The following is a 24567-nucleotide window of genomic DNA, read 5'->3' on the forward strand; positions in this document are numbered from 1 at the left end:
TTAAGGGGCTAGTTTGCCCCTTAAATCCCCCGCAAACAAACAAACTTTAAATCATATAAGAAAAAGCAAGGCTAACATTAGATATAATCCCACAATTTTTAATATAAGTGGGTAAAAAGATGAATTTCTCAGACATTTTTTCAAAGATAAGAAAAGCTCAACCTCGTCCAGAAGAAGCACCTACACACTGGGTAAAATGCGACAACTGCCACTCACTGATGTATTACAAAGAAGTTGAAGCTTGTTTTAATGTATGCCCAAAATGCGGCTACCACATGAGATTAAAAGCTGATGATCGCATAAATTTGATCTGCGATGAAGGTAGCTTTGTAGAATTTGACGCAAATTTAAAACCAGTAGATCCTTTAAATTTTGTCGATAAAAAATCATATAAAAAAAGAATCACAGAAAATAAAGAAAAAACAGGACGCACAAGCTCAGTGATATGCGGCGAAGGCAAATGCAATGGACAAGATATCCAGCTAGTTGTTTTTGACTTTGGCTTCATGGGCGGCTCATTAGCTTCAGTCGAGGGCGAAAAGATCGTAAGGGCGATAAAACGCGCGATCGAAAAACGCCAAGCCTTAATCATCGTAAGCGCATCTGGTGGCGCTAGAATGCAAGAGAGCACATTTTCTTTGATGCAGATGTCAAAGACTTCAGCAGCCCTAAAACTTCTTGACGAAGCCAAACTCCCATACATATCAGTGCTTACCGACCCTACAATGGGTGGTGTTAGTGCATCATTTGCATGGCTTGGAGATCTAATAATCGCTGAACCTGGTGCGCTAATAGGCTTTGCGGGACAAAGAGTCATCAAACAAACCATAGGTGCTGATCTCCCGGAGGGCTTTCAAAGGGCTGAATTTTTGCTTGAGCATGGCCTCATAGATGACATCGTGCCAAGAAGCGAGCACAAAAAATATATAAGCGATATGGTTAAATTTCTTACAAATAACAAAGCTATGATCTCTAAAAGCGAAGTGACAACTCCTAGCGAAGCTGGCTTTGAGCTAAAGCTAAAAACCAAAGGGTAAGTTTGGAAATTTCGGTTTTTAGCATTCAAAAATCATCGCGTGACAACTTTGAAAACGAGATACAAGAATATATAAAAATGAGTGCAAAATTTGCCAAGATAAACGACAAAATCATATTTAATGAAAAGATAGCAAAGGCTCAAAGCAGCGGTAGAAGCGATGCACTAAGAGCTTATGATGAAATTTATGAGCCAAATTTAAAAGGCTTTTGCGTGATGCTTGATGAAAATGGCTCACAGCTAGACAGCCAAGAATTTGCTCAAATTTTAAACTCAAATTCACAGATCAATTTTTTCATAGGTGGAGCTTATGGGCTTAGCCAAAATTTAAAAAACAAGGCACAAAAAGTCGTAAGCTTAAGCAAGATGACTATGGCGCACAAAGTCGCCAAGCTCGTACTTTTTGAGCAAATTTTTAGAGGGCTTTGCATAAATGCAAACCACCCATATCACAAATAAAGGAATATAAAATGACTCAAAACGAGCTAAATTTTTTCAAAAAGCTACTTGAAGAGCGAAAATTACAAATCAAAAAAAATATTTATGACTCATCAGTTGAAGTAAGCGGTTTAAGAGATAGTGGCGTAAGCGATGAATTTGACATAGCTTCAGTAAATACCGACCAGCTTATAGAGCAGTCTATCTCAACCCAACAACGAGCCGAGCTTCACGAGATAGACGAGGCGCTTGAGAAGATAGCAAACAAGACTTATGGAATTTGCGATATGTGCGAAGAGGAGATCGGCGTCCCTCGCCTAAAAGTAAAACCGCATGCAAAATACTGCATAGCTTGTCGTGAGATAATAGAAAAAACAGCAAAAAACTAAGGAGAAAATATGAAAACCAGAAAATTTCTCGTCTACTGCATCATCTACACAGCAGTTGTTGCAGGACTTACCTATTCTCTTAATAGTTCAGACTTCACCTTTGAGCTCTTAGGTCAAGCCATAACCTTGCCAGTAGCTGTCTGGGTGGCACTTCCAGTAGCCCTTTTGGCGCTCCTTGCCCTACTTCACATCGCATATCATGGATACGCCTTTTATAGATATAAAAAATGGATAAAAAAAGATAGCCAGCTCTACAAAGACCTAGCAAAAGAGACTCTTCTTGGCTTTGAGAGCAACAAAGACTTCAAAACCGATACTTACAAGATCGCCTCACAGCTCACACGCTCTATCTCACCAGTAGGCGAGCTTAAAGATGTTGGTGTCGATGACGGCGAGATAAACAACATCTTACAAACCATAAAAAGCATAAAAAACAAAGAGATCGTCGATCTAAAGAAATTTAGACTAGCAAAAGATAGCAAGCTAAACATCCTAAACGAGCTAAACAAGATCGAGCAGCTGCCTACTTACTATCTTGATGTGCTTAAAAACCAAGAGCAAAACGAGAGCCTTAAAAAGGCAGCCTTCGATAAGCTCATAAAAACAGCTTCATTTAATGAGATCAAAAAAATCGATCCAGAGCTAGCAAGCGAAGATATAATGACCATTATCACGCGTTTCGTAAATGATGAGATCGACCTAAGTAGCGATGAAATTTTCGATCTTTTAAATAATGCAAAAGTAACAAAAGCACAATACGACAAAGCAGCTATAATGCTTAAAAATAAACTAAAACCAGACGCATTTATCGGCATTTTTGAAAAGCTAAAAAGCATCCACGCTGACGCTGATGAAGCCTACGTATATGCGCTATTTGAGCTTCAGATGCTTGATAAAGTAAGAGAAGCTATCGAGGGCAGCGACCCTGATGAGTTTAAAGAGATAAAGGTTCTACTATTTTTGCGAGATAACGGCAAAATGGTGCCTAGTTCGCTATTTTTTAAATGATAGACTTTAGTAAAAAGCCACTTTTCTTAGCGCCACTTGCTGGCTTTTCTGACCTGCCGTTACGAAGCGTCGTCAAGAAATTTGGCTGCGATGTCACTGTTAGCGAGATGATCAGCGCAAATGCCTTGGTCTATGAGAGTAGTGACAAAACCCTTGAAATGCTTAAAAAATCCCCAAACGAAGAGCCCTACGTCGTCCAAATAGCTGGCAGTGATATAGAAAATATAAAAAAAGCCGTGCAGATAGTCAATAAATTTGATGGAATTTATGGGCTCGATCTAAACTGTGGCTGCCCTGTGCCAAAGGTCGTTAGACAAGGAGCGGGATCTGCGTTACTAAACGATCTAGACAAACTTCAAAGCATAGTCTCAGCCATAAAAAGTGTCTCAAACAAAGAGAGCCTAAGCGTTAAATTTAGACTTGGCTTTAACGACAAAAATGAAGAGAAAATCGCAAAGGCCTGCGAAGAAGCGGGCGCAAACTACATCGCAGTGCATGGTCGCACCAGAGCTGGTGGATACACTGCAAAGGTTGATTATGAAGCGATCACTAGAGTAAAGGCGAGCGTGAAAATCCCAGTCGTTGCAAATGGCGATATAAACGCGCAAAATGCAGATGAAATTTTAAATCTCACAAAATGTGACGCCCTAATGATCGGCAGAGCAAGCATCGGCAATCCTTGGATATTTCACGAGATAAAGACCAAAAGTAGCGTGGATAAGGCGCTAAAACAAGAGATCATACTAGCTCACTTCGACGCTATGATCGAGCACTACGGCGAGCACGGACTTTGTATATTTAGAAAGCATTTGCACCAATACAGCAAGGGCATAGATGGCGCTACGAGCTTTAGAAATGAGGTAAATTTCATCAAAGATGCCCGCGTGATGAGAGAGCGCATAAGGGAGTTTTTTGCCTAGATGCAAGGCTACATCCTGCGCGTGCAAAAGGTCAGAGACGAGGACCTTTTAGTCTTTGTGCTAACGCCAAATTTGCTCGTAAAGTCATATAGATTTTTTGGCGCTCGCCACTCAAACATCATGACTGGCTACAAGATCGACTTTGAGCTAGAGCAAGAGGCGAAATTCCTACCAAAGCTTAGAAGCATACTTCACCTTGGCTTTAAATGGCTGCTAGAGCGCGACAAACTCATCATTTGGCAGCAGTTTATGCGCCTACTTTATGATCATCTAAAAGAGGTCGAGCAGCTCGATGAAATTTACTTTAACGAGCTTGATCGCTGCGCCAAACAGATGCAGCTGCAAAATCCAAAACGCCTTATCATCGAAAGCTATGTTAAAATTTTAGAGTATGAGGGCAGGCTTCACAGCGAGCTTGAGTGCTTTATCTGCGACGAGGAGATAGAAAGCGAGCTTTGCCTCACTCGTGGCTTTTTGCCATCTCACAAGCACTGCCTTGATAGGAGCGAATTTGACGCTAGCAAGATCAAAAATTTGTTTGACACAAAAAGCACGATCGAGCTAAACGACGATGAGATAAACCGCCTTTATAAAATTTTACTTGACGGACTTTAGGCTTTTACCTTCGTCCTCTCATCAAATTCTTTTAAAACATCCATTATCTTACTTGCTAGCCCCTCAAGCGTGTGATCTTTTTTAAGCTCTAAATTTCTAAGCTTTAAAATCCTAGCTAGTATATCTTTTAGATCTTTCTTGCCAGATAGTATCTCATCATAATAAGCCTTTGGTATGCCTATCTCACTTCTATCTTGTTTTGTAAGTATTAATGAACTTTTATACACACTAAGAGCCTCGTCAGTGATCCTTGTTGTGCCACCTTGCAGCACAAGACCTTGCTCGTTTTTCAAAAATGCTACAAAGATTTGCTCCTTAGTATAGCCTTGTTCATTATCATATACAGACATATCAGGCTTGAAGTCATATCCAGCACTACTAACCCACATATAAGGGATAGTATGCTCAGTTGTCATCACTTCTGGAGAAAAGTCAAGGAAATTTCCATTGACTTCTACGTTTATATCTTTTAGATCATTGATTAGCTTGCGTGCATTTTCTACGTCTTGAGTTGTTCTAAAGATATGAGTTATCTTTTCATTGCTTCTATCGGTTAGTCCATCTAGTTCATCGCTAGTCATCCTACCCATTAGATATTCAGAATAATCTATTTTTTTATCTTTTGAAAAGTAGCCCTTTGGCATCTTTGCTAGATCTTCATTTGAGTAAAATTCTTTACCCTTGCTAATAACTCCAGCTGAAATTTGATCAAAAATTTTATAGTATTGCTTTATAGTATCTGCTAGATCGATATTTGCAAAGCTATCCTCTCCAAAGAGTGCATTATCTTTCTTTGTATCCATTGAAATATTTGTATAGTTTGGATGTTTTTGATTGTGCAGCACTATAGCATCAAGCGTGCTTTTGTGGATTTTAAAGTCCTGCGGTAAGCCTGCAGCCTTGTTAAAATCAGCTCCCATAAATCCTTTAGCATCTACACTATATCCATAGCCCTCTTGTGAAGTAAATTTAGCCTGATAAAGAGAGTCGATACTACTAGATGAAACAAAGTCATTCTTAGGAGTAGTGGTTTGGCTGATTGAATTTATATTTGGAGTGTTAGGTAAGAAATTTGCAAAGCCTTCGTTTTTTGTCTGTTTTTGGTAGTGCTGTTTTGTTAAGATGGAGTTATAAGAGACTTTCATAGCTTACTCCTTGAATTTGGCTTCAAAGAGTAAGCAAAAGTTGTGCCGAAAATTTTATTCTTATCTATCTTTTGCAAATCAAATCGCTGGAACACATTTTGCTTTAAACTATAAAAGAAGCTAGGAGGTCAAGCTATGAACGATATTAGCATCTTAGGCACAAATTTAAATTCATATACTAAGCAACAACACAAGCAAGATAGATCTGCAAATTTTAGTGATATCTTTAACCAAAAGACAAACGAAGAAAGCATTAAGCCAAGCCAAGAGCCAGCTAAATTTAACTATATCTCTTCTTCACAAAACAGCCTCATCTCTTTAAATTTCAGTGATCTTCAAGCTTATGGCTACACAGTGGATAAAGCAGGCTTTATGGGAGCTGATTTTAACAAAGCAGCAGGCTTGCCACAGGACTTTAAAATCCATAAAAGCACGCTTGATGAGATAGTTAGATACAACAACAAGACATATCTTTTTACGCAAGATAGAAGTAAGGCTGCCTTTGAAAAGATAGACGTAGCTGATACCACAAAGCACTACTATAAACTTTTTAAAAGCATTGTAGGCTATGAAAAAGATAGATATAGCGAAGCTGATCTAGCAAATTTGCCAAAAGGCTTTAGCTTGGATACTAATCAAAAAACCTTTGGTAAAAATTCAAATTTCTTAAAAGATGTGAGCCTAATATCCGTTACAAATGTATATAAAACATTTGATCAATTTAATGATGCAAGAAGCGTTAGAAATGAACTTAGAGGCTTTGGAGTAAGCCACGAGGTCTATGAGCTAAATTTTAGCAAAGAGCATCTTGATGCAAAAGCCAGTAATGAATATACATTTAATCCTGACATGTCAGTATATCAATCAGATGATACTTACAGCAGTGCTGGTGTGTTTGTGGGATTTTTAAAGAGCTTTAGTCCTATCGCTAGTGATAGTGGCGAGACAAAGCTTAGCGTAGAAGCAAGCTCTTACTCAAAGCTAATGAGTGAGCAAAGCTTAGCTGATGATATAGTGCCTCTCTCAAGGCTTTTGAAAAATGAGAAGATGATTAAATTCATCTTAGAAGAGCTACTAAAGAGAAATTTACTCACTTCAAAAGATGACAAAAGTGCTAGCGAGATAGTAGATAGTGTGCTAGCTCATGCCACAAAGCTTCAAAACGAGACAAAAATATAAATAGATAAATTTAAAAGGTGGCTGTCTTTAACCAGTTAAGCCATCTTATTTAAAATTTGCTTCTTATCTATCTTTTGCATAAGTTCTAAGACATCTATGCCTCTTTTTTCTTTAAATTTTAAAAGCTCTCTTGCATAGAGAAATTTTTGATCCTTGTTTATATCATAGGTCTCATACTTCTTCTTAACCTGCATAGGTTTAAATTTCTTCTCGCTTTGTTCTTTGGCAAAATTTGCATTGTATTCTTGTTCTTCTTTGTGTAGTTTGGCTAGAAATTCTTTATGCTCTTTTGTAGTTTTTTCTACATCTTCTTTATAAAGCTTTTTAAACTCTTCTATACTTAGATCAGCTCTAACAAACAAAGCAGCACCATCATTGCTCATCATAGTGCCTTCTGGAAATGATTTTACAAAGGCTTCTAGTTCTGCTTCCTCTTCTGCTGTGCCAAGACCAATCATAAAGCCATTTATTGTTGGCTTGCCATCAACAGAGTTTGTAAGTAGCCAATCCATGTGAGATTGTAATACATTGATCTCAAATTCTTCTAAGGTCTCTGGATATTTTGATAATAAAGCTCGCCTTTCATCAATGGTATAGCTATACTTTTTAGAAAGCATATTGTCTATCTTCTCTATAGTTTCTGTTATCCAGTTTTCACTACTTCTGTCTTCTTTGATGTATTTTTCAACATTATCAATTATTAAATTTTGCATATATGAATCAATTAAAGCCTTTTCTTGCTCCTTTGACATTTTTGTATTTTCTTTTTGGGTAGTTGTTTCTTGTATCGGTGTGTTGCTAAGTCCGTTTATGCTAGTCGTCATTTTCAATTCCTTTGAAAGTAATGGCCTACAATAAAATTTGTAGACCACTTAAATTTTTACCAACCGCCTAGGTCGGATTCCATTCTTCTTTTAAAAGCGTCTCGTAGTTGTCTAACAACAGTAAAGAACATCTCGTGTCAATTAATTTTTAATAGCCTTTTTCGTTTAGCATTCTGTAATTATCACATCCTAACTGAAGCCCTAAATCACAAGCCTTGCCATAGTATTGTTTTGCAGTGGAAAAATTTTGCCTTACACCTTGACCGTTTTTGTATAAAATCCCTAAATTATTACAACCCCCTGCCTCTCCACTATCACAAGCTTTCTGCCATAATTCAGCAGCTTTTTTGTAATCTTGTTTTACACCTTGACCGTCTTTGTATAAAACCCCTAAGTTAGAGCAACCCGCAGCATCTCCCCCATCACAAACTTTTTGATAAAACTGGGCTGCTTTTTGGTAATCTTGATTTACACCTTGACCGTTTTCGTATAAAACCCCTAAATTATAGCAACCATCAGCATCTCCACTATCACAAGCTTTTTGATAAAGCTTGACTGCTTTTTGGTAATCTTGATTTACACCTTGACCTTCTGCGTATAAAACTCCTAAGCTATAGCAACCCCCAGCCACTCCACTATCACAAGCTTTTTGATAAAGCTGGGCTGCTTTTTGGTAGTCACCTTTATCGTAAGCTTCGTCTCCCAATTCAATAAGATCTTTGGAAAATCCAATAGAGAATAAAACTACAAGTAAAACTAAAATTCTTTTCATTTTTTTACCTCCTTAATGTAAACTATATAGACGATATTTTGTCTTTCTTAAACTTAAATTATTATTAATTATATATTTACTTTTGTGATAAAATAGTATATATAAACTTACCTACCATTTCCTATACTTTTTCTAGAAAACAAACTCTGGTTTTAGTTCATATTTGTTGGGTTTATTTAGGAGAAGTGTGTCAAATTTTGTGCAATGTCTTTTGTTTTTTCATTATTTGCAAGAGCGTTTTGAAATTTGGCACTTTCGGACTGCTCTTTTTGAAGTTTCCTTGCTTTTGCCTCAGTAGCTACTGAGCTATACTTTTGCGTGCTAACACTAAAAATGCTCATTTACGATCCTTGCTTATCAAATTTATATTTAGTAAGCAAGGGACGTTCCTACTTAAAAATGAGTTTTACTTTTTGGGTGGTTTGTAAGAAATTTGGTTTTAAATTTAGCTCAAAAGGGCAAAAATGAAGAGTTAAATTTACTCTTCACTGCCTTCGTTAATACCAAAAAATGTATCTGTGTGGATGTTTTCAAATGCTGCTTTAAGCGATGTAAAGAGCTTTGGATTTTCTTTTTCTAAATTTGCTAGAAGCTGCTTAGTCTCATATCTAGCGTGTGGCATCTTAACGTCAAATCTCATCGCAGGACACGCCTCATCGCCAACAACTCTTAGCTCATTTTTGATCGCATTTTCGCGAAGCTGTCTCTCACGCACAAAGATAAATGGCCTGATCACGACGATGCCATTTTTAGCTCTGTATTTTGGAGCAAGCGTCCTTAGCGCGCCATTATAGGTGAAATTCATAAAAAAGCTCTCTGCTGCATCGTCCAAGTGGTGAGCGATCGCAAGCTTGTTAAAGCCATACTTTAGCGCATAGGTGTAAAGATACCCTCTTCTCATGCGTGAGAAAAAGCTGCAAAAGCTAGAATTTTTGCGGATCTTCTCCTTTGATATCTCAAATATCGAGCTATCTATCACCTCGTGCTCTATGCCGTGCTCGTTGCAGTGCTTGGTCAAATATGCGTAGTCCTCGCCCATGCCGTAACTTAGCGTCACCGCCTTAAACTCAAATTTCTCAGGCGTGACGTTTTGCACATGCTTTAGCACGTGAGCGAGTGCGAGGCTATCTTTGCCGCCACTAAGACCGAGTAAGATCTTATCTCCGCCCTCTATCATCTTGTATCTAGCGTTTGTCTGACCAACCTGCCTTAGTAGCCTTTTGCTAAGCTCTATCATAAGCTCTCCACCATTTCTAGGATAAATTTAGCGCTCACGTTTGCTGAGTCTTGCAAGAATTTATCAAAGTCAAACTCAGCCTCGTTGCCAGCTCCGTCGCTGATGGCTCTAAGGATGAAAAATGGCACGCCAAGTGTCTCGCAAACTAGCGCAACGCTCGCACCCTCCATCTCGGTAGCACTAGCGTTAAATATCTTTTTGATCCACTCTTTTTTCTCGTTGTCACAGATGAACTGATCGCCAGTTGCGATGATGCCTGAATTTAGCCTCATGCCCTTTTTGCTAGCAACATTTTTAGCTAGCTCATTTAGACCCTCATCACTCTTGACAAAGATACTTGTCCCTGGCACAAAGCCGTATGGATGTCCAAACGCCGTGATGTCAAGATCGTGCTGCACAAGGCTAGTGGCATATAGCATATCGCCTATCTTTAAGCTCTCATCAAGTGAGCCAGCAACACCAGTAAATAGCAGCTTTGAAGCCTTAAATTTCTCTATCATCAAGGTCGCAGTGATCGCCGCATTTACCTTGCCGATCTTCGAGTAGGCGATGACTAGGTCTTTGCCTTTGTAGTTTGCTTCATAAAATTTATTATTTGCATATTCGGTAGTTTTATACTCGCCAACCATCTCAAGGATCGGCGTTATCTCCTCTTGCATCGCTCCAAGTATCGCTATCATCTCTCCTCCAAAATCTTCACAACCTCTTCAAGGCTCGCCATGTCAGTGACGCTATATGTCGGCCTCTCGGTGATCTTTTTGTTTATGCCTTTTAGTGTCGCCGCACCAAGCTCGATAAAGCAATCAACCTCATTTTCATAGTTTTTGATGCTTTGCTTATAGTGAACTGGATGCGTTAGCTGCTCTTTTAAAAGAACTAATGCCTCTTTTTTATCAGTGTAAATTTTTGCATTTACATTTGAAACGACTGGGGCAAAATTCTCAGCCAAAACGCCCTCAAGCTCGTTTGCTAGTTTAACACTAGCTGGCTCAAGTATCGGACAATGGCTAGCTACTGACATATTTAAAAGCATCGCTCTTTTTGCACCTGCTTCTTTAAATTTTGCCTCATATTTAGCAAGGTCAGCCCTCACGCCAGCTACAACTATCTGACCATCGCAGTTGTAGTTCGCAGCGTAAATTTGCAAGCCCTCATTCTGTGCGTTTTTGCAAATCCCCTCAACAACTTCATCGCTAAGTCCAAGCACTACCATCATACCAGCATCTTTGCCAACGCAGGCTTCTTGCATAAATTTACCACGTAAATTTACAAGTCTGATCGCTTCAACAAAGCTAAACGCACCACTAACCGCAAGAGCTGTAAATTCTCCTAGAGAGTGACCTAAGCTAAATTCTGGCTTAGCTTTTATGTGCTCGCTAAAAGCTAGATAGCTCATAAGCGAGTTTAAAACGATGGCAGGTTGGGTAAATTCTGTCTTGTCTAGCTTGTCGTTTTGAGTAAATAAAAGCTCTTCAAAATCAATGCCTGTGTCGTTGCAAGCGTCATTTAATAGAAGTTTTGCCGAAGAGAAATTTTCATAAAAATCTTTCCCCATGCCAACACTTTGCGAGCCTTGACCCGCAAAAATAAAAGCAAATTTTTTCATTTTGGCTTCTTAGTGGTGGTGATGTCCGTGACCGCCACAACCGCAACCACCTTCGCCATGTCCGTGACCGCCGCAGCACTCATGCTCGTGATCATGATCATGTCCGCCACAACCGCAAGTGTGAGCGCCTGCTACCATGCCAGTTGCTTTTTCATCTTCAGTCGCGTCTCTAACTTCTAAAATTTCAACATTAAATAGCAAGTCTTTGCCAGCGTATGGGTGGTTAAAATCAACTGTTACTTCATCATCTTTGATCTCTTTAACGATGACGCGAACGCTTGATCCATCTTCATTTTGACCAAAAAGCTCCATGCCCTCATGTAGGTCTATGCCAGCAAATTGCTCTTTTGGAAGTGACTGGATGGCATCTTTATTGTATTCGCCACAACCTTCAGCAGCTTTAATGTTTATAGTAGCTTTGTCGCCTGATTTTAATTTGCTAACTTCTTCTTCAAGCTTTTCTATAATATGGCCATGTCCTGTAATAAAAGAAATTTGACCACCATCTTGCATATTTGACTCTAAAATTTCGCCAGTATTAGCGTCTTTTAGCTCATAAAACATTGTTATAACTTGATCTTTACTCACAATAATCTCCTTGGAATTTAGTTTTGATTAATGTGAGATTATATCTAAAAAAGAGTAAATTTTAGTTTCTGTTAGGAGCGGCTTTAGCTTCTTTGCTATCTGGATAGCCTACTTTTAAAGCCTTATAAAACCTGTTGGCACTTTGAGTATCACCGATCTTATCAAAGCTTATAGCTGTGTGATACAAAAGTTTTGGAGTGTAGTCAGCCTTATCTTCACTTTGTATACTTTTTTTATAGTATTGTATGGCTGTGCTGTATGATTTTTGACTATAAGCAACTTCGCCTAGATAATAATTTGAAGCACCAGTTTTATAGCCTTTTTTATTTAAGTATTCAAAATATTCAGCTGCTTCTGTGCTATTGCCAGAATTTAAAAGCTTAATGCCATCAGCTAAAATATCTTTGTCGCTTTTGCCACTAAAATTTGAAGTTGGCTTATTTTGTTGTTTTGGATTTGCATTTTGCTTTGGTTGAGCAGCATTTTTATCCATTATCGCGCCTAGTTTATTTAAGGCAGCAGTAATGTTTTTATAGTTTTTATCTTGTATCTCTCTAGTTTCATCAACATAAGCTTTTAGCGATGTCAAACTTACACCAGAATCGCTTATACCGCCATTGACTTTGGTTTCGATATCGTTCATTCTTTGCTCAAGCTTATTCATCCTAGCACTCATACTCTCGATCAAGCTTTGCAAGCCTTGAAGTTGTTCTGAAACATTATCCATGTTTTCTTCGATATTTTGAACACTTCTTTTGTTACTTAGAGTTGCCTTTTCATCATCTGTTAGTCCATATGGATTTGCGCTATCCATATTACCTGCGTCAAATGCTGAAACTTCTTGAGCTGAACCTATAGAGAAAGCGGCTCCAAGAAGAGCCGCAATGATTATTTTTTTATTCATTATTACTTACAGATTAAGGAAGTACTTTGAAATCTGCACGTCTGTTTTGAGCGTCGCAAGCTTTTGTTTTGTCTGTACAAACTGGGTTGCTTTCGCCAAAGCTTACTACAGCGATTCTATCAGCGCTAACGCCATTTCTTACAAGAGCGTCTTTAGCGCTTTTAGCACGTTTTAGACCAAGAGCATAGTTATACTCATCTGTACCCCACTCGTCGCAGTTACCTTCTACTTTTATAGAAAGAGCTTGAGCGTCAGCTTGGTTGAATACTGATGCATTTGAGCTAACAACACCTTGTTGATCAGCTTTGATGTTAAATTTATCAAAGTCAAAGTATACACTTTTAACTTGGCTCTCGATGTTAGCGATAAGAGCTGCTAATCTATCAGCATCACTCATGCTACCTGAGTTATCTGCAGATTGATTTGAATTTGCATTCATATCAACTTCAGGGTTTTTAGAGCTACAACCGCTCAACAATAAAGTTGCAACTGCAACACTTGCTAGAACTACTTTTTTCATTCCTTATCCTTTTTGAAAAATTTGGTCGAATTATAACATATTTTTTTTAAATATTATCAGAATATTACCAATCAATAGATTGAATTTTACCTACTTTTAGTGGGAATTGGAAACTTCTGTTCTCATTTAATCTAACAACGCCAAGCGAGCTTTGACCGCCAAGTTCTTTGATAAATACGACACTTTGACCATCACTTGAAAATCTTGGATAGTTATTTTTACCATTTGCTGTAAGCTGGCGAATAAAATCTGTTTGAGTTGAGATTAGATAGATATTAAAGCCACCACTAGCCTCTCTACTCGAATAAACTACATAGTTTTCAAAAGTGCTTACTGAGTTGTTGTTTTTACCATGAAATACCATTTGCTCAACACTTCCGCCTGAAGTTGCAGGTGTTGCGAAGATGTTTGGATATCCAAGTCTATCTGAGACAAAAACTATTCTGCTGTCATTATCTACAAAATTTCCATTTACGTCAATGCCTGGATAGTTTGTTATCTGAGTTAATTTTTTGCTACCTGTATTATAGATGAAAATATCTGGTTGATCTTTTGGAGCCATAGTCAATAGAATTTTACTTCCATCTTTGCTAACATCAGATGCTATAAGCATACCCATACTATCTATTATCTTTGTTTTAGTGCCTGAATTTAGATCATATCTAAACAAAGTCGGCTTATTATTTACATAAGATGTATAGTAAAATTTACTCTGATCAGCGCTTGCCCACTTAGGGAAGATATTTAGACCGCCACTTACTATTGTCTTTTGATATGTAAGTGTGTAATCAGCCACTATAATAGAGCTTTGGCGAGCCGAAGTGTATTTTGCTAGGATGATAAATTTCTCCATCCAGCCAACTGGTGGTAAATTTAGCTCATTTGTTAGCTCAACTATACTCTTGTGTGCCAAAAATGGGTACTTTGCACCATCTGGCATATTATAAACTCTCTCATACCTTGTAGTTGCAGTTTTTGCATCGATGAGTTTTACTCTTAAAGTAAGAGGTGAACCCATAGAACCTTCAAGAGCATATCTAAAGATAAGCTCAACACCTTTGTCGCTCATTGTATTTGTAGCTGCTGTTCCCTCGTAGGTTGAAGGCACGTGATCTTCTATAACCTCAAAGTCTGAGCTAACTTTCAAGTCGCCTAGCATGATCTTAAAGAATTTATCTTTAAAGCCCGCATCACTAACGGCTGTAGTTGCATCTTGCAAAGCTATCTTTGGCAAAGCAACACCTTGGTTTACAACAGATATGGTCGCATCAGCAGCATAAAGCCCTAGAGCAACGCATAAAAAAAGAAAAATTTTCTTCATCTCTACTCCGTAAATTTATAATTTTTTGTCTATTCTATCTTCTAAATCTAAATCAAAAGTAGTACTTTTGTCTGGATTAAATGGAAATTTCTCTGTAGTAAGCTTTTCCAGGCACTCTCTAACCTTTGCATTAAACTCTTCATTGTATGATAGCTCTAAAATTTCATAGCTGAAATTTCCACTTTGATCTATCATGAATTTCACCTTAGCTATATTTGCAGAGTCAGCTTTATAGCTTTGCCATCTTCTTTGAATTTGCTTTGTTATGGCTCCCTTTAATGGATCGTATGTGCCCGTCATTTGCGATTTTGGTGCGGTTGGATTTTGATCTATTTTTAGGCTCTTTATAATATCGCTAGCCTCTTTTGCAGCTTTTGAGCTAGAAGCCTCGCTTTTTTTGCGGCTTTGCACTTTATTTTCAGCCTTTTTTATACCATCATCTTTTTTAAGTTTAGTCGAGTCTATATCACTAAAGAGATCTTTTATATTTGGCTCTTTTGGTTTTGGCTTTTCAACTGGCTTTGGCGTAGGTTTAGGCTCAGGTTTTGGCTCTGGCTTGACCTCCTCTTTAGGCTCTTCACTAGGTTTTGGGATTTCAGGCTTTGGTTCTGGTTTTTTAGGCTCAGGCTTTGGCTCTTCTTTTGGAGGAGTTGGCAAGCTTGGAGTTGGCAGTGGCTCATCTGGCACAACAGGCTTATTTGTAGTCTCTTGTTTGTCTTCTTCTGACTCTTTTTTAGGTTCTGGTTTTGTCTCTTTTACGACCTCTTTTGCTTGTTTTGGCGCTTTTATGGTTTGATCAACTTCTCTATCAACCATAACTACATCCATAATAGCATCTTTGTCATCAGTATATTTTTTAGGAGGTTCGCTAAAAAAAGTAAGCTTTATAAACAAAGCAAGCACAATGATAATGTAAATACAAAACGCTACAAAAAACGAACTAAGCGTTGGAAATTTAACTTTATTAGGCATCTTAACCGTTTGTCTCTAAAGCTACTTTATTAAAACCAGCACCTTTTAAAGTCTTTAATACAAACATAACATCATCGTATTTTAAATTTTTATCAGCCTTTATGTATATAGGCGAGGTTTTGTCATATTTTGCACTCATAAGTGCAATGTTATCTGGAAGTTCAGCAAGACTCATTGTACTTTGATCTATTCTAACTTGTCCTTGTGCATTTATAGACACTATAAGATCTTTTTGTTTAGACGTAGATGTTTTTGCCTTTGAGCCATCTGGCAATGTTATATCTTCTTGATATGTTATAGTTGGCATTGTAACCATTAAAATAGCCAACAAAACAAGCATGATATCAACAAGAGGCGTTATGTTTAACTCTGGTGTTTCGTCGTCAAATTTAAGAGCCATCTATAACGTCTCGTCATCTTTTTTAAGTGCTATCATAACGTCAGCTTGACGCTCGATAACGCTCATTAATTCGTAAGCTTTTCTTTTTATAAGCAAGTTAAATGTATATGCTGGGATCGCAACAAAAATTCCGCATCCAGTAGCGACAAGTGCTTCTGAAATAGCTGGGGCTATAACTCCAAGAGATGAACCTGCACCATTTCCTAGCTGTGAAAATGTCTCCAATATGGATACAACTGTTCCAAAAAGACCGATAAATGGAGAAGTAGAAGCTATTACGCTAAGCCATGTAAGCCCACTTGTAGCATTCTTTTCGGCAATGCTTATGCAAACATTTAGCTTTTCTTTTGAAATTCTACCACTTGCACACTTCTTTAAAGATGAGTCATTTGGTATATTTTTAGCGCCCATAAGTAGTGCTTCAAGCGCATTTTGCTCGCGTTTTTGCCAAGCCCCTATGCCAGCCATTCTTGAAAAAAGAATTGTAAAACTAACTATAAAATATATTGACAACCAAGTTAAAACTATAATTGTAATAAAACTACTTCTTTGAATGTAATTTAAAAATATATCTATTCCGCCCACTTATCTTGCTCTCACTACATTTTCCATTTTTGATATAGTTGCTGCAAAAGCATTTGTATCACTGCTCATACTCTCTATCAAATTTCTAGCAGCTTCTAATGAATTTGCAAGCTCGCTTTCACTATTGCCAGAGACATAGACCGCACCGTCAGCTAGTATAACTACTTTGCCCTCATCGATCTTTGCATAGCCCCAGTTAATAGCAACTACATCATGCTTTTTATGCTTATCTTCTATATCTATAATACCTGCTTTTAAAAGAGATATTAATGAGGCGTGGTTTGGCAAAACACCAAACTCACCCTCGCTACCTGGAAGCACTACACTACTCACGTCATCATTAAATATCTGACCTTGAGGAGTTACGATCTCTAAATGTAATTTATCCATTACGCTTCCTTTTTAAATTTAAGCCTTAAGTTTTTCAGCTTTAGCTAAAGCCTCATCTATATTTCCAACCATATAAAATGCTGCTTCTGGTAGATGATCATATTTACCTTCTAAAATTCCCTTAAAGCCAGCGATATTTTCGTCAAGACTTACATATTTACCAGGGCTGCCTGTAAATACTTCAGCAACGAAGAATGGCTGAGACAAGAATCTTTCTATCTTTCTTGCTCTATCGACTGTTAGCTTATCTTCTTCGCTAAGCTCGTCCATACCAAGGATAGCGATGATATCTTGAAGGTCTTTATATTTTTGAAGCACAGCTTGAACGCCGCGAGCCACCTTATAGTGATCTGCTCCTAAAATTTGAGGATCGAGCATTCTTGATGTTGAATCAAGTGGATCAACAGCTGGATAGATACCTTTTTCTGCGATCGATCTGTTAAGAACTGTCGTAGCATCAAGGTGAGCAAAAACAGTTGCAGGAGCTGGGTCTGTAAGGTCGTCAGCTGGAACATAAACAGCTTGAACAGAGGTAATCGAACCTTTTTTGGTTGATGTGATCCTCTCTTGGAATTTACCCATCTCACTTGCAAGAGTTGGCTGATAACCAACAGCTGACGGAATACGTCCAAGTAGAGCTGACATCTCTGCACCTGATTGAGAAAAACGGAAAATGTTATCAATAAACATCAAAACGTCAAGTCCCATCTCATCACGGAAGTACTCAGCCATTGTAAGACCAGTTAGCGCGATACGGTTTCTTGCTCCTGGTGGCTCGTTCATTTGGCCATAGCACAAGGCAACTTTATCCAAAACGTTACTTTCTTTCATTTCGTGATAAAGGTCGTTTCCTTCACGAGTTCTCTCACCAACGCCTGCAAATACAGAGTAACCACTATGTTTAAATGCAACGTTGTGAATAAGCTCCATAATAATAACTGTTTTACCAACACCAGCACCACCAAATAGACCAACTTTACCACCCTTTGCATAAGGAGCTAGAAGATCAACTACCTTGATACCAGTTTCAAAAATTTCACTTTTCGTGCTTTGCTCTTCAAATGGAGGAGGATCGCGGTGGATAGACCAGTGCTTATCAAAATTTATACCCTCGCCCTCGTCGATCAAATCGCCAACTACGTTAAAAATTCTACCCAAAACTTTTTCGCCAACTGGGACACTTATAGGTGCGCCAAGCGCTTTAGCCTCTAGGCCACGAGTCAGACCCTCACTCATATCCATAGCAATAGTTCTAACTCTATTATCACCTAGGTGAGCAGCGACTTCTAATATTAGTTTATGTTTCTTGCCCTCAACCTCAAAGAAAACTTCAATAGCTTCATTGATCTTCGGCAAGTAGTCATTAAAGTCAACATCGACCACAGGGCCCATAACTTGACTAATAACACCCTTCATTCATACTCCTTTTATTTCATTGATTCAACACCACTGATGATCTCGATAAGCTCAGTGGTAATAGACTCTTGTCTTGCTTTGTTATAAGCAAGATTTAACTGTTTGACGCGTTGTTTAGCATTATTTGTTGCATTATCCATAGCTTGCATTCTAGCGCTGTGCTCAGCCGCCAAAGAGTCAACTAAAGCATAATACATACTATACTCAAAATATTTATTGAGCAATTCATCCATAATCTTAGTATAGTTGTCCTCTGGCTCAAATTCCATCAAAGAATTTGTCTCAACCGCAACTATCTTAGACGGCTCAATAGGCACAATATCATTTACTCTAATCTCTTGAGAAATCATATTTTTATAGCCATTGTGTATTAGCACAACCTTATCTGTTATGCCGTTTGTAAAATCATCAATAGCATCTTTTATGATCTTTTGAGCTTTTTCATATGTAGGTGATGAGCTAGCTCCGACGTAAGTCTCAAGTAGTTCAACACCTTGGAAATTGAAAAATTCTATACCTTTTTTACCAACAGCTCTTAGTCTAACTTTGATCTTTTTGGCTTTTAGCTCATCGATCATGCGCCTAACTGTCTTTATAGTCTGGACATTAAAGCCACCGCAAAGCCCTTTATCAGCGGTAACAAATATAATATCAACCTTTTCTACACTCTTTGTTGTGTTAAAAAATTTACTCTCAGTCATAACTGAAGCGTATTGATTGATCTTATAAGCTATCTCTGATAAAACCTCATTGATCTTAAGTGCATAAACTCTAGAGTAGCGTGCAGCCTCTTCAGCTTTGCGAAGCTTTGCTGTAGAGACAAGCTTCATCGCACGCGTCGTCTTTTGAGTGTTCTGGACGCTCTTGATCTTTCGTTTTATATCTTTTAAATTTGACATATCTTAGCCCTAGTTAGCGGCAAAAGTCGCTTTAAAATCTTTCAACGCTTTATGTAAAATTTCTTCTACTTCTTTATCAAGAACTTTTTTAGTTCTGATCTGCTCAAAAATTTCAGGGTATTTTGCCTCTATATATGGATATAGCTCAGCTTCAAATTTTGTTACATTTGCAGTTGCAACATCATCTAAATATCCCTTAGCACCAGCAAATATGATAACTACTTGATTCTCAACTGGAAGCGGAGAATATGGAGGTTGTTTTAGTACTTCAACCATCTTTTGACCACGCTCTAGTTGTTTTCTTGAGCTCTCGTCAAGGTCGCTTGCAAACTGAGCAAAGGCTTGTAGTTCGCGGTACTGAGCAAGGTCTAGTCTTAACGTACCAGAAACTTGTTTGATAGCTTTGATCTGAGCTGCACCACCGACACGAGAAACAGAAAGACCAACGTTAATCGCTGGGCGGATACCTGAGTTAAATAGGTCACTCTCAAGGAAAATTTGACCATCTGTAATAGAAATAACGTTTGTTGGAATATAAGCTGAAACGTCGCCCGCTTGTGTCTCGATAATAGGCAGAGCTGTTAAAGATCCCGCACCTAGCGCGTCATTTAGCTTACTTGCTCTTTCTAGAAGTCTTGAGTGAAGGTAGAAAACGTCACCTGGGTAAGCTTCACGACCTGGTGGTCTTCTTAAGATCAAAGACATCTCACGATAAGCAACCGCGTGTTTTGACAAGTCATCATAGATGATTAGCGCGTGGCGAGAGTTATCTCTAAAGTATTCACCCATTGTTACGCCAGCGTATGGGGCAAGGTATTGAAGCGCAGCTGCGTCACTAGCACCAGCATTTACAACTATCGTGTAGTCCATAGCACCATACTCTTCAAGTTTTTTAACGACTTGAGCAACGGTTGATTGTTTTTGACCGATAGCTACATAGATACAAATGACATCTTGACCTTTTTGGTTGATGATAGTATCGATAGCAACTGTTGTTTTACCAGTTTGGCGGTCGCCGATGATAAGCTCTCTTTGACCTCTACCGATTGGCACAAGTGCGTCGATAGCTTTGATACCTGTTTGAAGTGGCTCATGAACGCTTTTTCTTGCCATGATACCTTTTGCTTTTTCTTCGACGAAGCGAGATTCAGTAGCTTCGATTGGTCCTTTTGCATCGATTGGCTCACCGAGTGAATTTACAACACGGCCGATCAATGCGTCGCCAACTGGCACACGTAGAAGTTTTTTAAGTCTTTTTACAGAGCTTCCTTCTGTGATACCGCTAGTTTTTCCAAGGATAACTATACCAACACTGCTCTCTTCAAGGTTAAGAGCCATACCCTTTTCGCCGCTTTCAAACTCTACCATCTCACCAGCCATAACGTTTTTCAAACCATAAACGTTAGCAACGCCATCAGCGACTGAGATGACTTTACCGGTCTCTTCTACATCAACACTTAAATCAAAATTTTCAATACGCTCTTTGATTATCGTGCTAATTTCGTCAGCTTTAATTTTTGCACTCACGCTTTCACTCCTTTTTAAATTGCTTTTAATATATATTCACTCATTTGACTTTTTAGTCTGTCGATAGAGAAATTTACCTCGACACCTAAATCGTCTAACTCAACTTTTACACCGTTGTAATTGCTCTTTGAGCCATCAAGCTTAATCTTAGAGTTAAATTTCTTAGAGAAATTCTCTTCCAAAGCTTTTAGCTGCTCAGCGCTTAGATCAAAATTTCCGACAACCTCGCCACAATATGTATTTTCAAGCAAAGATTGTTCTATCTTCATCTCATCTAGTATCGCAGGTATAAGCTCTAGCCTTTTGTTTGCACCAAGAAGCTTTATAAAATTTGCAAATTTAACATCTTGATTTTTAACCAAAGATAGTACAAATTCAACCTTTTGTGAAGCCTTTAATGTCGGCAAACTTATAATGCTTTTAAATTTATCGATAGCAAAAGCAGCAGCTAGCTCTGATAAATTTTCAACAAATGCATTAAGTTCATTGGACTTTACGTCGCTTAAGATCGCTTTTACGTATTTTTTAGCTACTACTTCATTCATTAGCTAACCTTTTTAAGTATGATATTTACAAGCTCTTTTTGATCGACTTTTAGGCTATCGCTTGAGAAAATGTCGCTCAAAATTTCATTTACAACGCCTTTTGTCATCTTGCGCTCTTCAAATTCTTTTTGCTCTTTGTAGCCTTTTTCGATATTTGCGATATCGTTTTGAGCCTCTTTTTTAACTTTAGCAGCTAAATTTACAGCCTCTTTTTTCGCAGTTTCGATTAGAGCATTTGCATTTTGCTTAGCCTCTTCTACACGCTTTAAAACGTCATCTTTTTTAGCTTTTGACTCACGAAGTTTCTCTTGGATACTCTCAAGCTTATTTGCGATCCTGTCGATCCTGCTTTGATAAAGAGCTTTTAGTGGCTTAGCAGCAAAATAGACCAAAATAGCAAAGAAAAGCAAGAAGTTTAGCGTTCTCTCGACTATGTCGTAGTTTGTTCCACCATGCTCGCTAGCGTATGCTAGAAATGGAAGTGCTAGAAAAAATAAAATTTTTATCTTCATAAATTTCCTTTAAATTTTAGAGAGCTTAGCATTTAAAGCTGCTCTAAGCTCAGGTAGTTTAGCTAATAGATCTGCCTTTAGGCTATCTTTTTGAGAGCTTAAAGCGTTTAAAAACTCATTATAATCAGCCTCTAAACTACTTTTTACCGCATTTATCTCTTTTAAAGACTCTTCTTTTGCCAAATTTAAGGCTTCTTGTCTTATTTTGTTAGCCTCATATCTTGCATTTTGTATGATCTCTTCGATCTCTTTTTCATGAACGCTTAAGTCGCTTGCATTTTTGCTAGTGCTCTCTTCGTCATTTTTTATAGAGGCATTTCTGTCATCTATAAATTTAAGCATTGGCTTGTATAGCAAAGGATTTAAAATGGCGATCAAGACAAAGAGAACGATAGCCGTTAAAAGCATCAATGGCACATCTATTTCTAACATCCACTCTCCTTATTTTGTTATTAAGTTTTATTTAATATTCAAATCAAAGTCTGATTTTACAATAAAATACTAAAAATAAAAATAAATTTGTAATTCTATTTTAGCTTAGCGATAATTTCTTCTACCTGTGAAATGTCACTAAATTCTAATATTAAATTTTTAGATTTTACTTTTGTTTTTATCTTTAAATTTTTAAAAATTTCTTGTAAATTTGATAACTTTTTGCTCATTTCCTCTGAAATTTGAGGCTTTGGCTCTTTTACTTCTTCTTTATTTTTTATCTTTTTTACTAAGATTTCTGTATCTCTAACACTTAGTTTTTGTCCGATAATCGTATCAACAACCATTTTTTCTTCTTCGCTGCTAAGTCCTACGATGACTTTAGCATGACCTTGCGTGAGCTTGTCTTCTTGCAAAAGTCTTTGCGTGTAGTCGCTAAGTAGCAAGAGCCTCATTGTATTTGTTATCTGAGTTCTACTCTTATGGATGATGTTTGCTAGGCCATCTTGCGTGATCTTATACTCATTTATGAGCTCTTTATATGACTTTGCAAGTTCGATTGGATTTAAATTTTCACGTTGTATGTTTTCGATAAGCGCAAGCTCTCTTAAATTTTGAGACTTGATATCAGCGATGATTGCCTTTATCTTGCTTGCTCCAAGCATTTTTGTAGCACGGTATCTACGCTCACCAGCTATTAGCATATAGCCGTCATCTTTTTTGATGACGATTATTGGTTGTATGAGACCATGCCTTTTGATGCTGGCACTTAGCTCTTTTAAAGCCTCTTCGTCAAAATGCGTCCTTGGCTGGTAAGGGTTTGGTAAAATTTCATCTATATTTATCTCTTCGACTATCTCAGAGTCGTTTAAATTTGCGATCTCTTTGCTGTAGGCCTGCTCTACATCTTCAAGTATCGCGCTAAGTCCGCGCCCTAATCCACCTTTTTTCGCCATTTTTTTCCTTATTTTTTAGTTTAAAATACAATATGCCAAATTTTGATATGCGATCGAGCCTGGTGATTTTATATCATAAAGTATCACCGGCTTGCCAAAACTTGGGCTTTCAGCAAGTTTTACATTTCTTGGGACGACTACAAATTCCTCTTTGCCGTCCTTGCTTTTAAAGAGCTTATTTTCAAAATGCTGCTTTAAATTTGCAATAGTCTCTTTTGAGAGATTATTTTGCGAGCTAAACATAGTCGGTAAAAAGCCCTTTATATTTAGCTTTGGATTTATCGTTTTTTTGATTATCTTAACTGTGTTTAGGATCTGTGCCAAGCCCTCAAGTGCGTAAAATTCGCACTGGATCGGGATGATCACACTATCGCTTGCACTAAGAGCATTTATCGTGATACTGCCGAGTGCCGGAGGACTATCGATGATGATAAAATCATAGTCATCTACAACTTCTGAAATTTTGTTTTTAAGGATTAGTTTATAGTCTTTGCTTTGATCGTTAAATTCTTGCTCGATGCCGACAAGTCCAATGTTTGACGGAGCTAGAAAAAGCGTTGGGATCTCAGTTTTTAGCACTATTTGTGAGAGCTTTTTCCTATCTGTTAAGACGTGATAGATGTTAAACTCGTAGTCGCTTCTGCTAAAACCAAGTCCGGTCGTCGCGTTTGCCTGTGGATCGATGTCTATTAATAATACTTTTTTCTCAGCAACCGCCAGTGATGCGGCTAAATTTACGGCCGTTGTGGTCTTGCCAACGCCGCCTTTTTGGTTAGCTATTGTTATTATCTCGCTCATCTTAACGAATATACCTTTTCCCCATTTAATAATATCGCTCCATCCTCGCAAATTTCAGCATCCTGAAGCGAAACAGCTCTATTTGCAATATGCGTAATAAAACTTTTTGACTTGCAAAAGTCTATCCTAAATTTGCTAAAAATTGGCTTCCATAAAATCTTTTTATCGAGCATGCTAACAAAGCCCCAAACTAGCTCGTCTACGCTAGTTCTGATATCCAAAATGCCCGCGTTTTCGGGCGCACTAGCCAAATTTATCCCCATGCCGCAAATGTAAATTTCATCCACTTTATTTGTCAAAGTGCCGCCTATTTTACGCTCGTCCACGTAAAAATCATTTGGCCATTTTAGCCAGCACTTTGAGCCAAGTTCGCTCAAGACTTCACGCATCAGCATAGAAAAATATATCGAGATCGAGGGCGGAGGTATGTCGCTTGGCAGCTCATCTTCGCCTATGCAAAATGACATAAACAAATTTCCGCCAAGCCCCTCCCAGCTGTTGCCACGGCTGCCGATCCCTTTAGTTTGATTGTGTGCCACGATCATGTGCGGTGGCTTTATCTCGCCGTTTTTTAGGGCGTCTATCAAAAATTCCTGCGTCGAAGGCAGACTTTGAAAAAACTCTACTTTCAAA

The 24567-nt window shown here is 38.1% G+C and carries 31 protein-coding genes; 7 read left to right on the forward strand and 24 right to left on the reverse strand.

Annotated elements, in window-relative coordinates; all coding sequences use genetic code 11:
• Window positions 1-119: 119 nt before the first annotated feature.
• The 6 genes from accD to recO are packed head-to-tail and all read left to right on the forward strand — an operon-like array spanning window position 120 to window position 4406.
• Complete coding sequence (gene accD / locus G6W43_RS01795) at window positions 120-1037, forward strand: acetyl-CoA carboxylase, carboxyltransferase subunit beta (RefSeq protein WP_103569868.1); 918 nt, start codon at window positions 120-122, stop codon at window positions 1035-1037.
• 2 nt (window positions 1038-1039) lie between these two features.
• Window positions 1040-1495: a 23S rRNA (pseudouridine(1915)-N(3))-methyltransferase RlmH gene (locus tag G6W43_RS01800; protein ID WP_009294328.1), complete on the forward strand. Its 456-nt coding sequence runs from the start codon at window positions 1040-1042 to the stop codon at window positions 1493-1495.
• 11 nt (window positions 1496-1506) lie between these two features.
• Window positions 1507-1863: an RNA polymerase-binding protein DksA gene (gene dksA, locus G6W43_RS01805; RefSeq protein ID WP_103580980.1), complete on the forward strand. Its 357-nt coding sequence runs from the start codon at window positions 1507-1509 to the stop codon at window positions 1861-1863.
• A 9-nt stretch (window positions 1864-1872) separates the two neighbouring features.
• A complete protein-coding gene (locus G6W43_RS01810; protein WP_194169008.1) occupies window positions 1873-2871 on the forward strand; it encodes a LapA family protein in 999 nt (332 codons plus the stop codon).
• Entirely contained in the window at window positions 2868-3791 is a 924-nt protein-coding gene (locus G6W43_RS01815; protein WP_194169009.1) for a tRNA dihydrouridine synthase, read from the forward strand. The genes G6W43_RS01810 and G6W43_RS01815 overlap by 4 nt, the downstream gene beginning before the upstream one ends.
• Window positions 3792-4406, forward strand: a complete 615-nt coding sequence (gene recO / locus G6W43_RS01820; RefSeq protein ID WP_021087592.1) for a recombination protein RecO — start codon at window positions 3792-3794, stop codon at window positions 4404-4406. It begins immediately after the preceding gene.
• On the opposite strand, the gene G6W43_RS01825 is transcribed toward recO, so the two are convergent.
• Window positions 4403-5551 carry a Cj0814 family flagellar-dependent secreted protein gene (locus G6W43_RS01825; RefSeq protein WP_194169010.1) on the reverse strand — a complete coding sequence of 383 codons (1149 nt, stop codon included), beginning with the start codon at window positions 5549-5551 and terminating at the stop codon, window positions 4403-4405. The genes recO and G6W43_RS01825 overlap by 4 nt on opposite strands.
• A gap of 135 nt (window positions 5552-5686) precedes the next feature.
• Between G6W43_RS01825 and G6W43_RS01830 the strand changes: the two genes are divergently transcribed.
• A complete protein-coding gene (locus G6W43_RS01830) occupies window positions 5687-6730 on the forward strand; it encodes a Cj0814 family flagellar-dependent secreted protein (RefSeq protein ID WP_103618017.1) in 1044 nt (347 codons plus the stop codon).
• A 35-nt stretch (window positions 6731-6765) separates the two neighbouring features.
• Here G6W43_RS01830 and G6W43_RS01835 read toward each other — a convergent pair whose 3' ends face one another.
• The 23 genes from G6W43_RS01835 to G6W43_RS01945 form a co-directional block, all read right to left on the reverse strand.
• Window positions 6766-7554, reverse strand: coding sequence for a cell surface protein (locus tag G6W43_RS01835; RefSeq protein ID WP_103618018.1), 789 nt, complete (start codon window positions 7552-7554; stop codon window positions 6766-6768).
• A gap of 148 nt (window positions 7555-7702) precedes the next feature.
• On the reverse strand, window positions 7703-8326 hold the full coding sequence (locus G6W43_RS01840; RefSeq protein WP_103618019.1) for a tetratricopeptide repeat protein: 624 nt from the start codon (window positions 8324-8326) through the stop codon (window positions 7703-7705).
• A 176-nt stretch (window positions 8327-8502) separates the two neighbouring features.
• A complete protein-coding gene (locus G6W43_RS01845; RefSeq protein WP_180997210.1) occupies window positions 8503-8667 on the reverse strand; it encodes a hypothetical protein in 165 nt (54 codons plus the stop codon).
• Window positions 8668-8804: 137 nt separating this feature from the next.
• Entirely contained in the window at window positions 8805-9563 is a 759-nt protein-coding gene (locus G6W43_RS01850) for a tRNA 2-thiocytidine biosynthesis TtcA family protein (RefSeq protein ID WP_103618020.1), read from the reverse strand.
• The gene (locus G6W43_RS01855; protein ID WP_103618021.1) at window positions 9560-10243 is read right to left on the reverse strand and encodes a 5'-methylthioadenosine/adenosylhomocysteine nucleosidase; all 684 of its coding nucleotides are present in this window, start codon (window positions 10241-10243) and stop codon (window positions 9560-9562) included. The genes G6W43_RS01850 and G6W43_RS01855 overlap by 4 nt, the downstream gene beginning before the upstream one ends.
• A complete protein-coding gene (fabD, locus tag G6W43_RS01860; RefSeq protein WP_103618022.1) occupies window positions 10240-11169 on the reverse strand; it encodes an ACP S-malonyltransferase in 930 nt (309 codons plus the stop codon). Before fabD ends, G6W43_RS01855 begins: the two co-directional genes overlap by 4 nt.
• Before the next feature lie 9 nt (window positions 11170-11178).
• Window positions 11179-11763: an FKBP-type peptidyl-prolyl cis-trans isomerase gene (locus tag G6W43_RS01865; protein ID WP_258031245.1), complete on the reverse strand. Its 585-nt coding sequence runs from the start codon at window positions 11761-11763 to the stop codon at window positions 11179-11181.
• A 55-nt stretch (window positions 11764-11818) separates the two neighbouring features.
• Window positions 11819-12661 carry a tetratricopeptide repeat protein gene (locus G6W43_RS01870; protein WP_103618024.1) on the reverse strand — a complete coding sequence of 281 codons (843 nt, stop codon included), beginning with the start codon at window positions 12659-12661 and terminating at the stop codon, window positions 11819-11821.
• Between the two features lie 13 nt (window positions 12662-12674).
• Complete coding sequence (locus G6W43_RS01875) at window positions 12675-13181, reverse strand: OmpA family protein (RefSeq protein WP_002939415.1); 507 nt, start codon at window positions 13179-13181, stop codon at window positions 12675-12677.
• Window positions 13182-13245: 64 nt separating this feature from the next.
• Window positions 13246-14502 (reverse strand): Tol-Pal system protein TolB, encoded by a 1257-nt coding sequence (gene tolB / locus G6W43_RS01880; RefSeq protein ID WP_194169011.1) that lies wholly within the window; start codon window positions 14500-14502, stop codon window positions 13246-13248.
• A gap of 15 nt (window positions 14503-14517) precedes the next feature.
• Complete coding sequence (locus G6W43_RS01885; RefSeq protein WP_103618025.1) at window positions 14518-15474, reverse strand: TonB C-terminal domain-containing protein; 957 nt, start codon at window positions 15472-15474, stop codon at window positions 14518-14520.
• 1 nt (window position 15475) lies between these two features.
• A complete protein-coding gene (locus tag G6W43_RS01890) occupies window positions 15476-15874 on the reverse strand; it encodes a biopolymer transporter ExbD (protein ID WP_002939405.1) in 399 nt (132 codons plus the stop codon).
• A complete protein-coding gene (locus G6W43_RS01895; RefSeq protein WP_009294341.1) occupies window positions 15875-16459 on the reverse strand; it encodes a MotA/TolQ/ExbB proton channel family protein in 585 nt (194 codons plus the stop codon).
• On the reverse strand, window positions 16460-16849 hold the full coding sequence (gene atpC, locus G6W43_RS01900) for an ATP synthase F1 subunit epsilon (protein ID WP_002939398.1): 390 nt from the start codon (window positions 16847-16849) through the stop codon (window positions 16460-16462). It abuts the gene before it with no gap.
• 18 nt (window positions 16850-16867) lie between these two features.
• The gene (gene atpD / locus G6W43_RS01905) at window positions 16868-18265 is read right to left on the reverse strand and encodes a F0F1 ATP synthase subunit beta (protein ID WP_002939420.1); all 1398 of its coding nucleotides are present in this window, start codon (window positions 18263-18265) and stop codon (window positions 16868-16870) included.
• Window positions 18266-18276: 11 nt separating this feature from the next.
• Window positions 18277-19164, reverse strand: coding sequence for an ATP synthase F1 subunit gamma (gene atpG, locus G6W43_RS01910; RefSeq protein ID WP_002939426.1), 888 nt, complete (start codon window positions 19162-19164; stop codon window positions 18277-18279).
• 9 nt (window positions 19165-19173) lie between these two features.
• Window positions 19174-20691, reverse strand: coding sequence for a F0F1 ATP synthase subunit alpha (gene atpA, locus G6W43_RS01915; RefSeq protein WP_009294343.1), 1518 nt, complete (start codon window positions 20689-20691; stop codon window positions 19174-19176).
• Window positions 20692-20705: 14 nt separating this feature from the next.
• On the reverse strand, window positions 20706-21236 hold the full coding sequence (locus tag G6W43_RS01920; protein ID WP_149711935.1) for a F0F1 ATP synthase subunit delta: 531 nt from the start codon (window positions 21234-21236) through the stop codon (window positions 20706-20708).
• Window positions 21236-21748 carry a F0F1 ATP synthase subunit B gene (locus G6W43_RS01925; protein WP_012001332.1) on the reverse strand — a complete coding sequence of 171 codons (513 nt, stop codon included), beginning with the start codon at window positions 21746-21748 and terminating at the stop codon, window positions 21236-21238. Before G6W43_RS01925 ends, G6W43_RS01920 begins: the two co-directional genes overlap by 1 nt.
• A gap of 9 nt (window positions 21749-21757) precedes the next feature.
• Entirely contained in the window at window positions 21758-22180 is a 423-nt protein-coding gene (locus tag G6W43_RS01930; RefSeq protein ID WP_194169012.1) for a FoF1 ATP synthase subunit B', read from the reverse strand.
• A 95-nt stretch (window positions 22181-22275) separates the two neighbouring features.
• A complete protein-coding gene (locus G6W43_RS01935) occupies window positions 22276-23136 on the reverse strand; it encodes a ParB/RepB/Spo0J family partition protein (RefSeq protein ID WP_194169013.1) in 861 nt (286 codons plus the stop codon).
• Window positions 23137-23151: 15 nt separating this feature from the next.
• A complete protein-coding gene (locus tag G6W43_RS01940) occupies window positions 23152-23934 on the reverse strand; it encodes a ParA family protein (protein ID WP_002939402.1) in 783 nt (260 codons plus the stop codon).
• Window positions 23931-24566 (reverse strand): biotin--[acetyl-CoA-carboxylase] ligase, encoded by a 636-nt coding sequence (locus G6W43_RS01945; protein ID WP_103645658.1) that lies wholly within the window; start codon window positions 24564-24566, stop codon window positions 23931-23933. The genes G6W43_RS01940 and G6W43_RS01945 overlap by 4 nt, the downstream gene beginning before the upstream one ends.
• Window position 24567: the final 1 nt, after the last annotated feature.

This window comes from Campylobacter concisus, assembly GCF_015229965.1.
Taxonomy (GTDB): Bacteria; Campylobacterota; Campylobacteria; order Campylobacterales; family Campylobacteraceae; genus Campylobacter_A; species Campylobacter_A concisus_BD.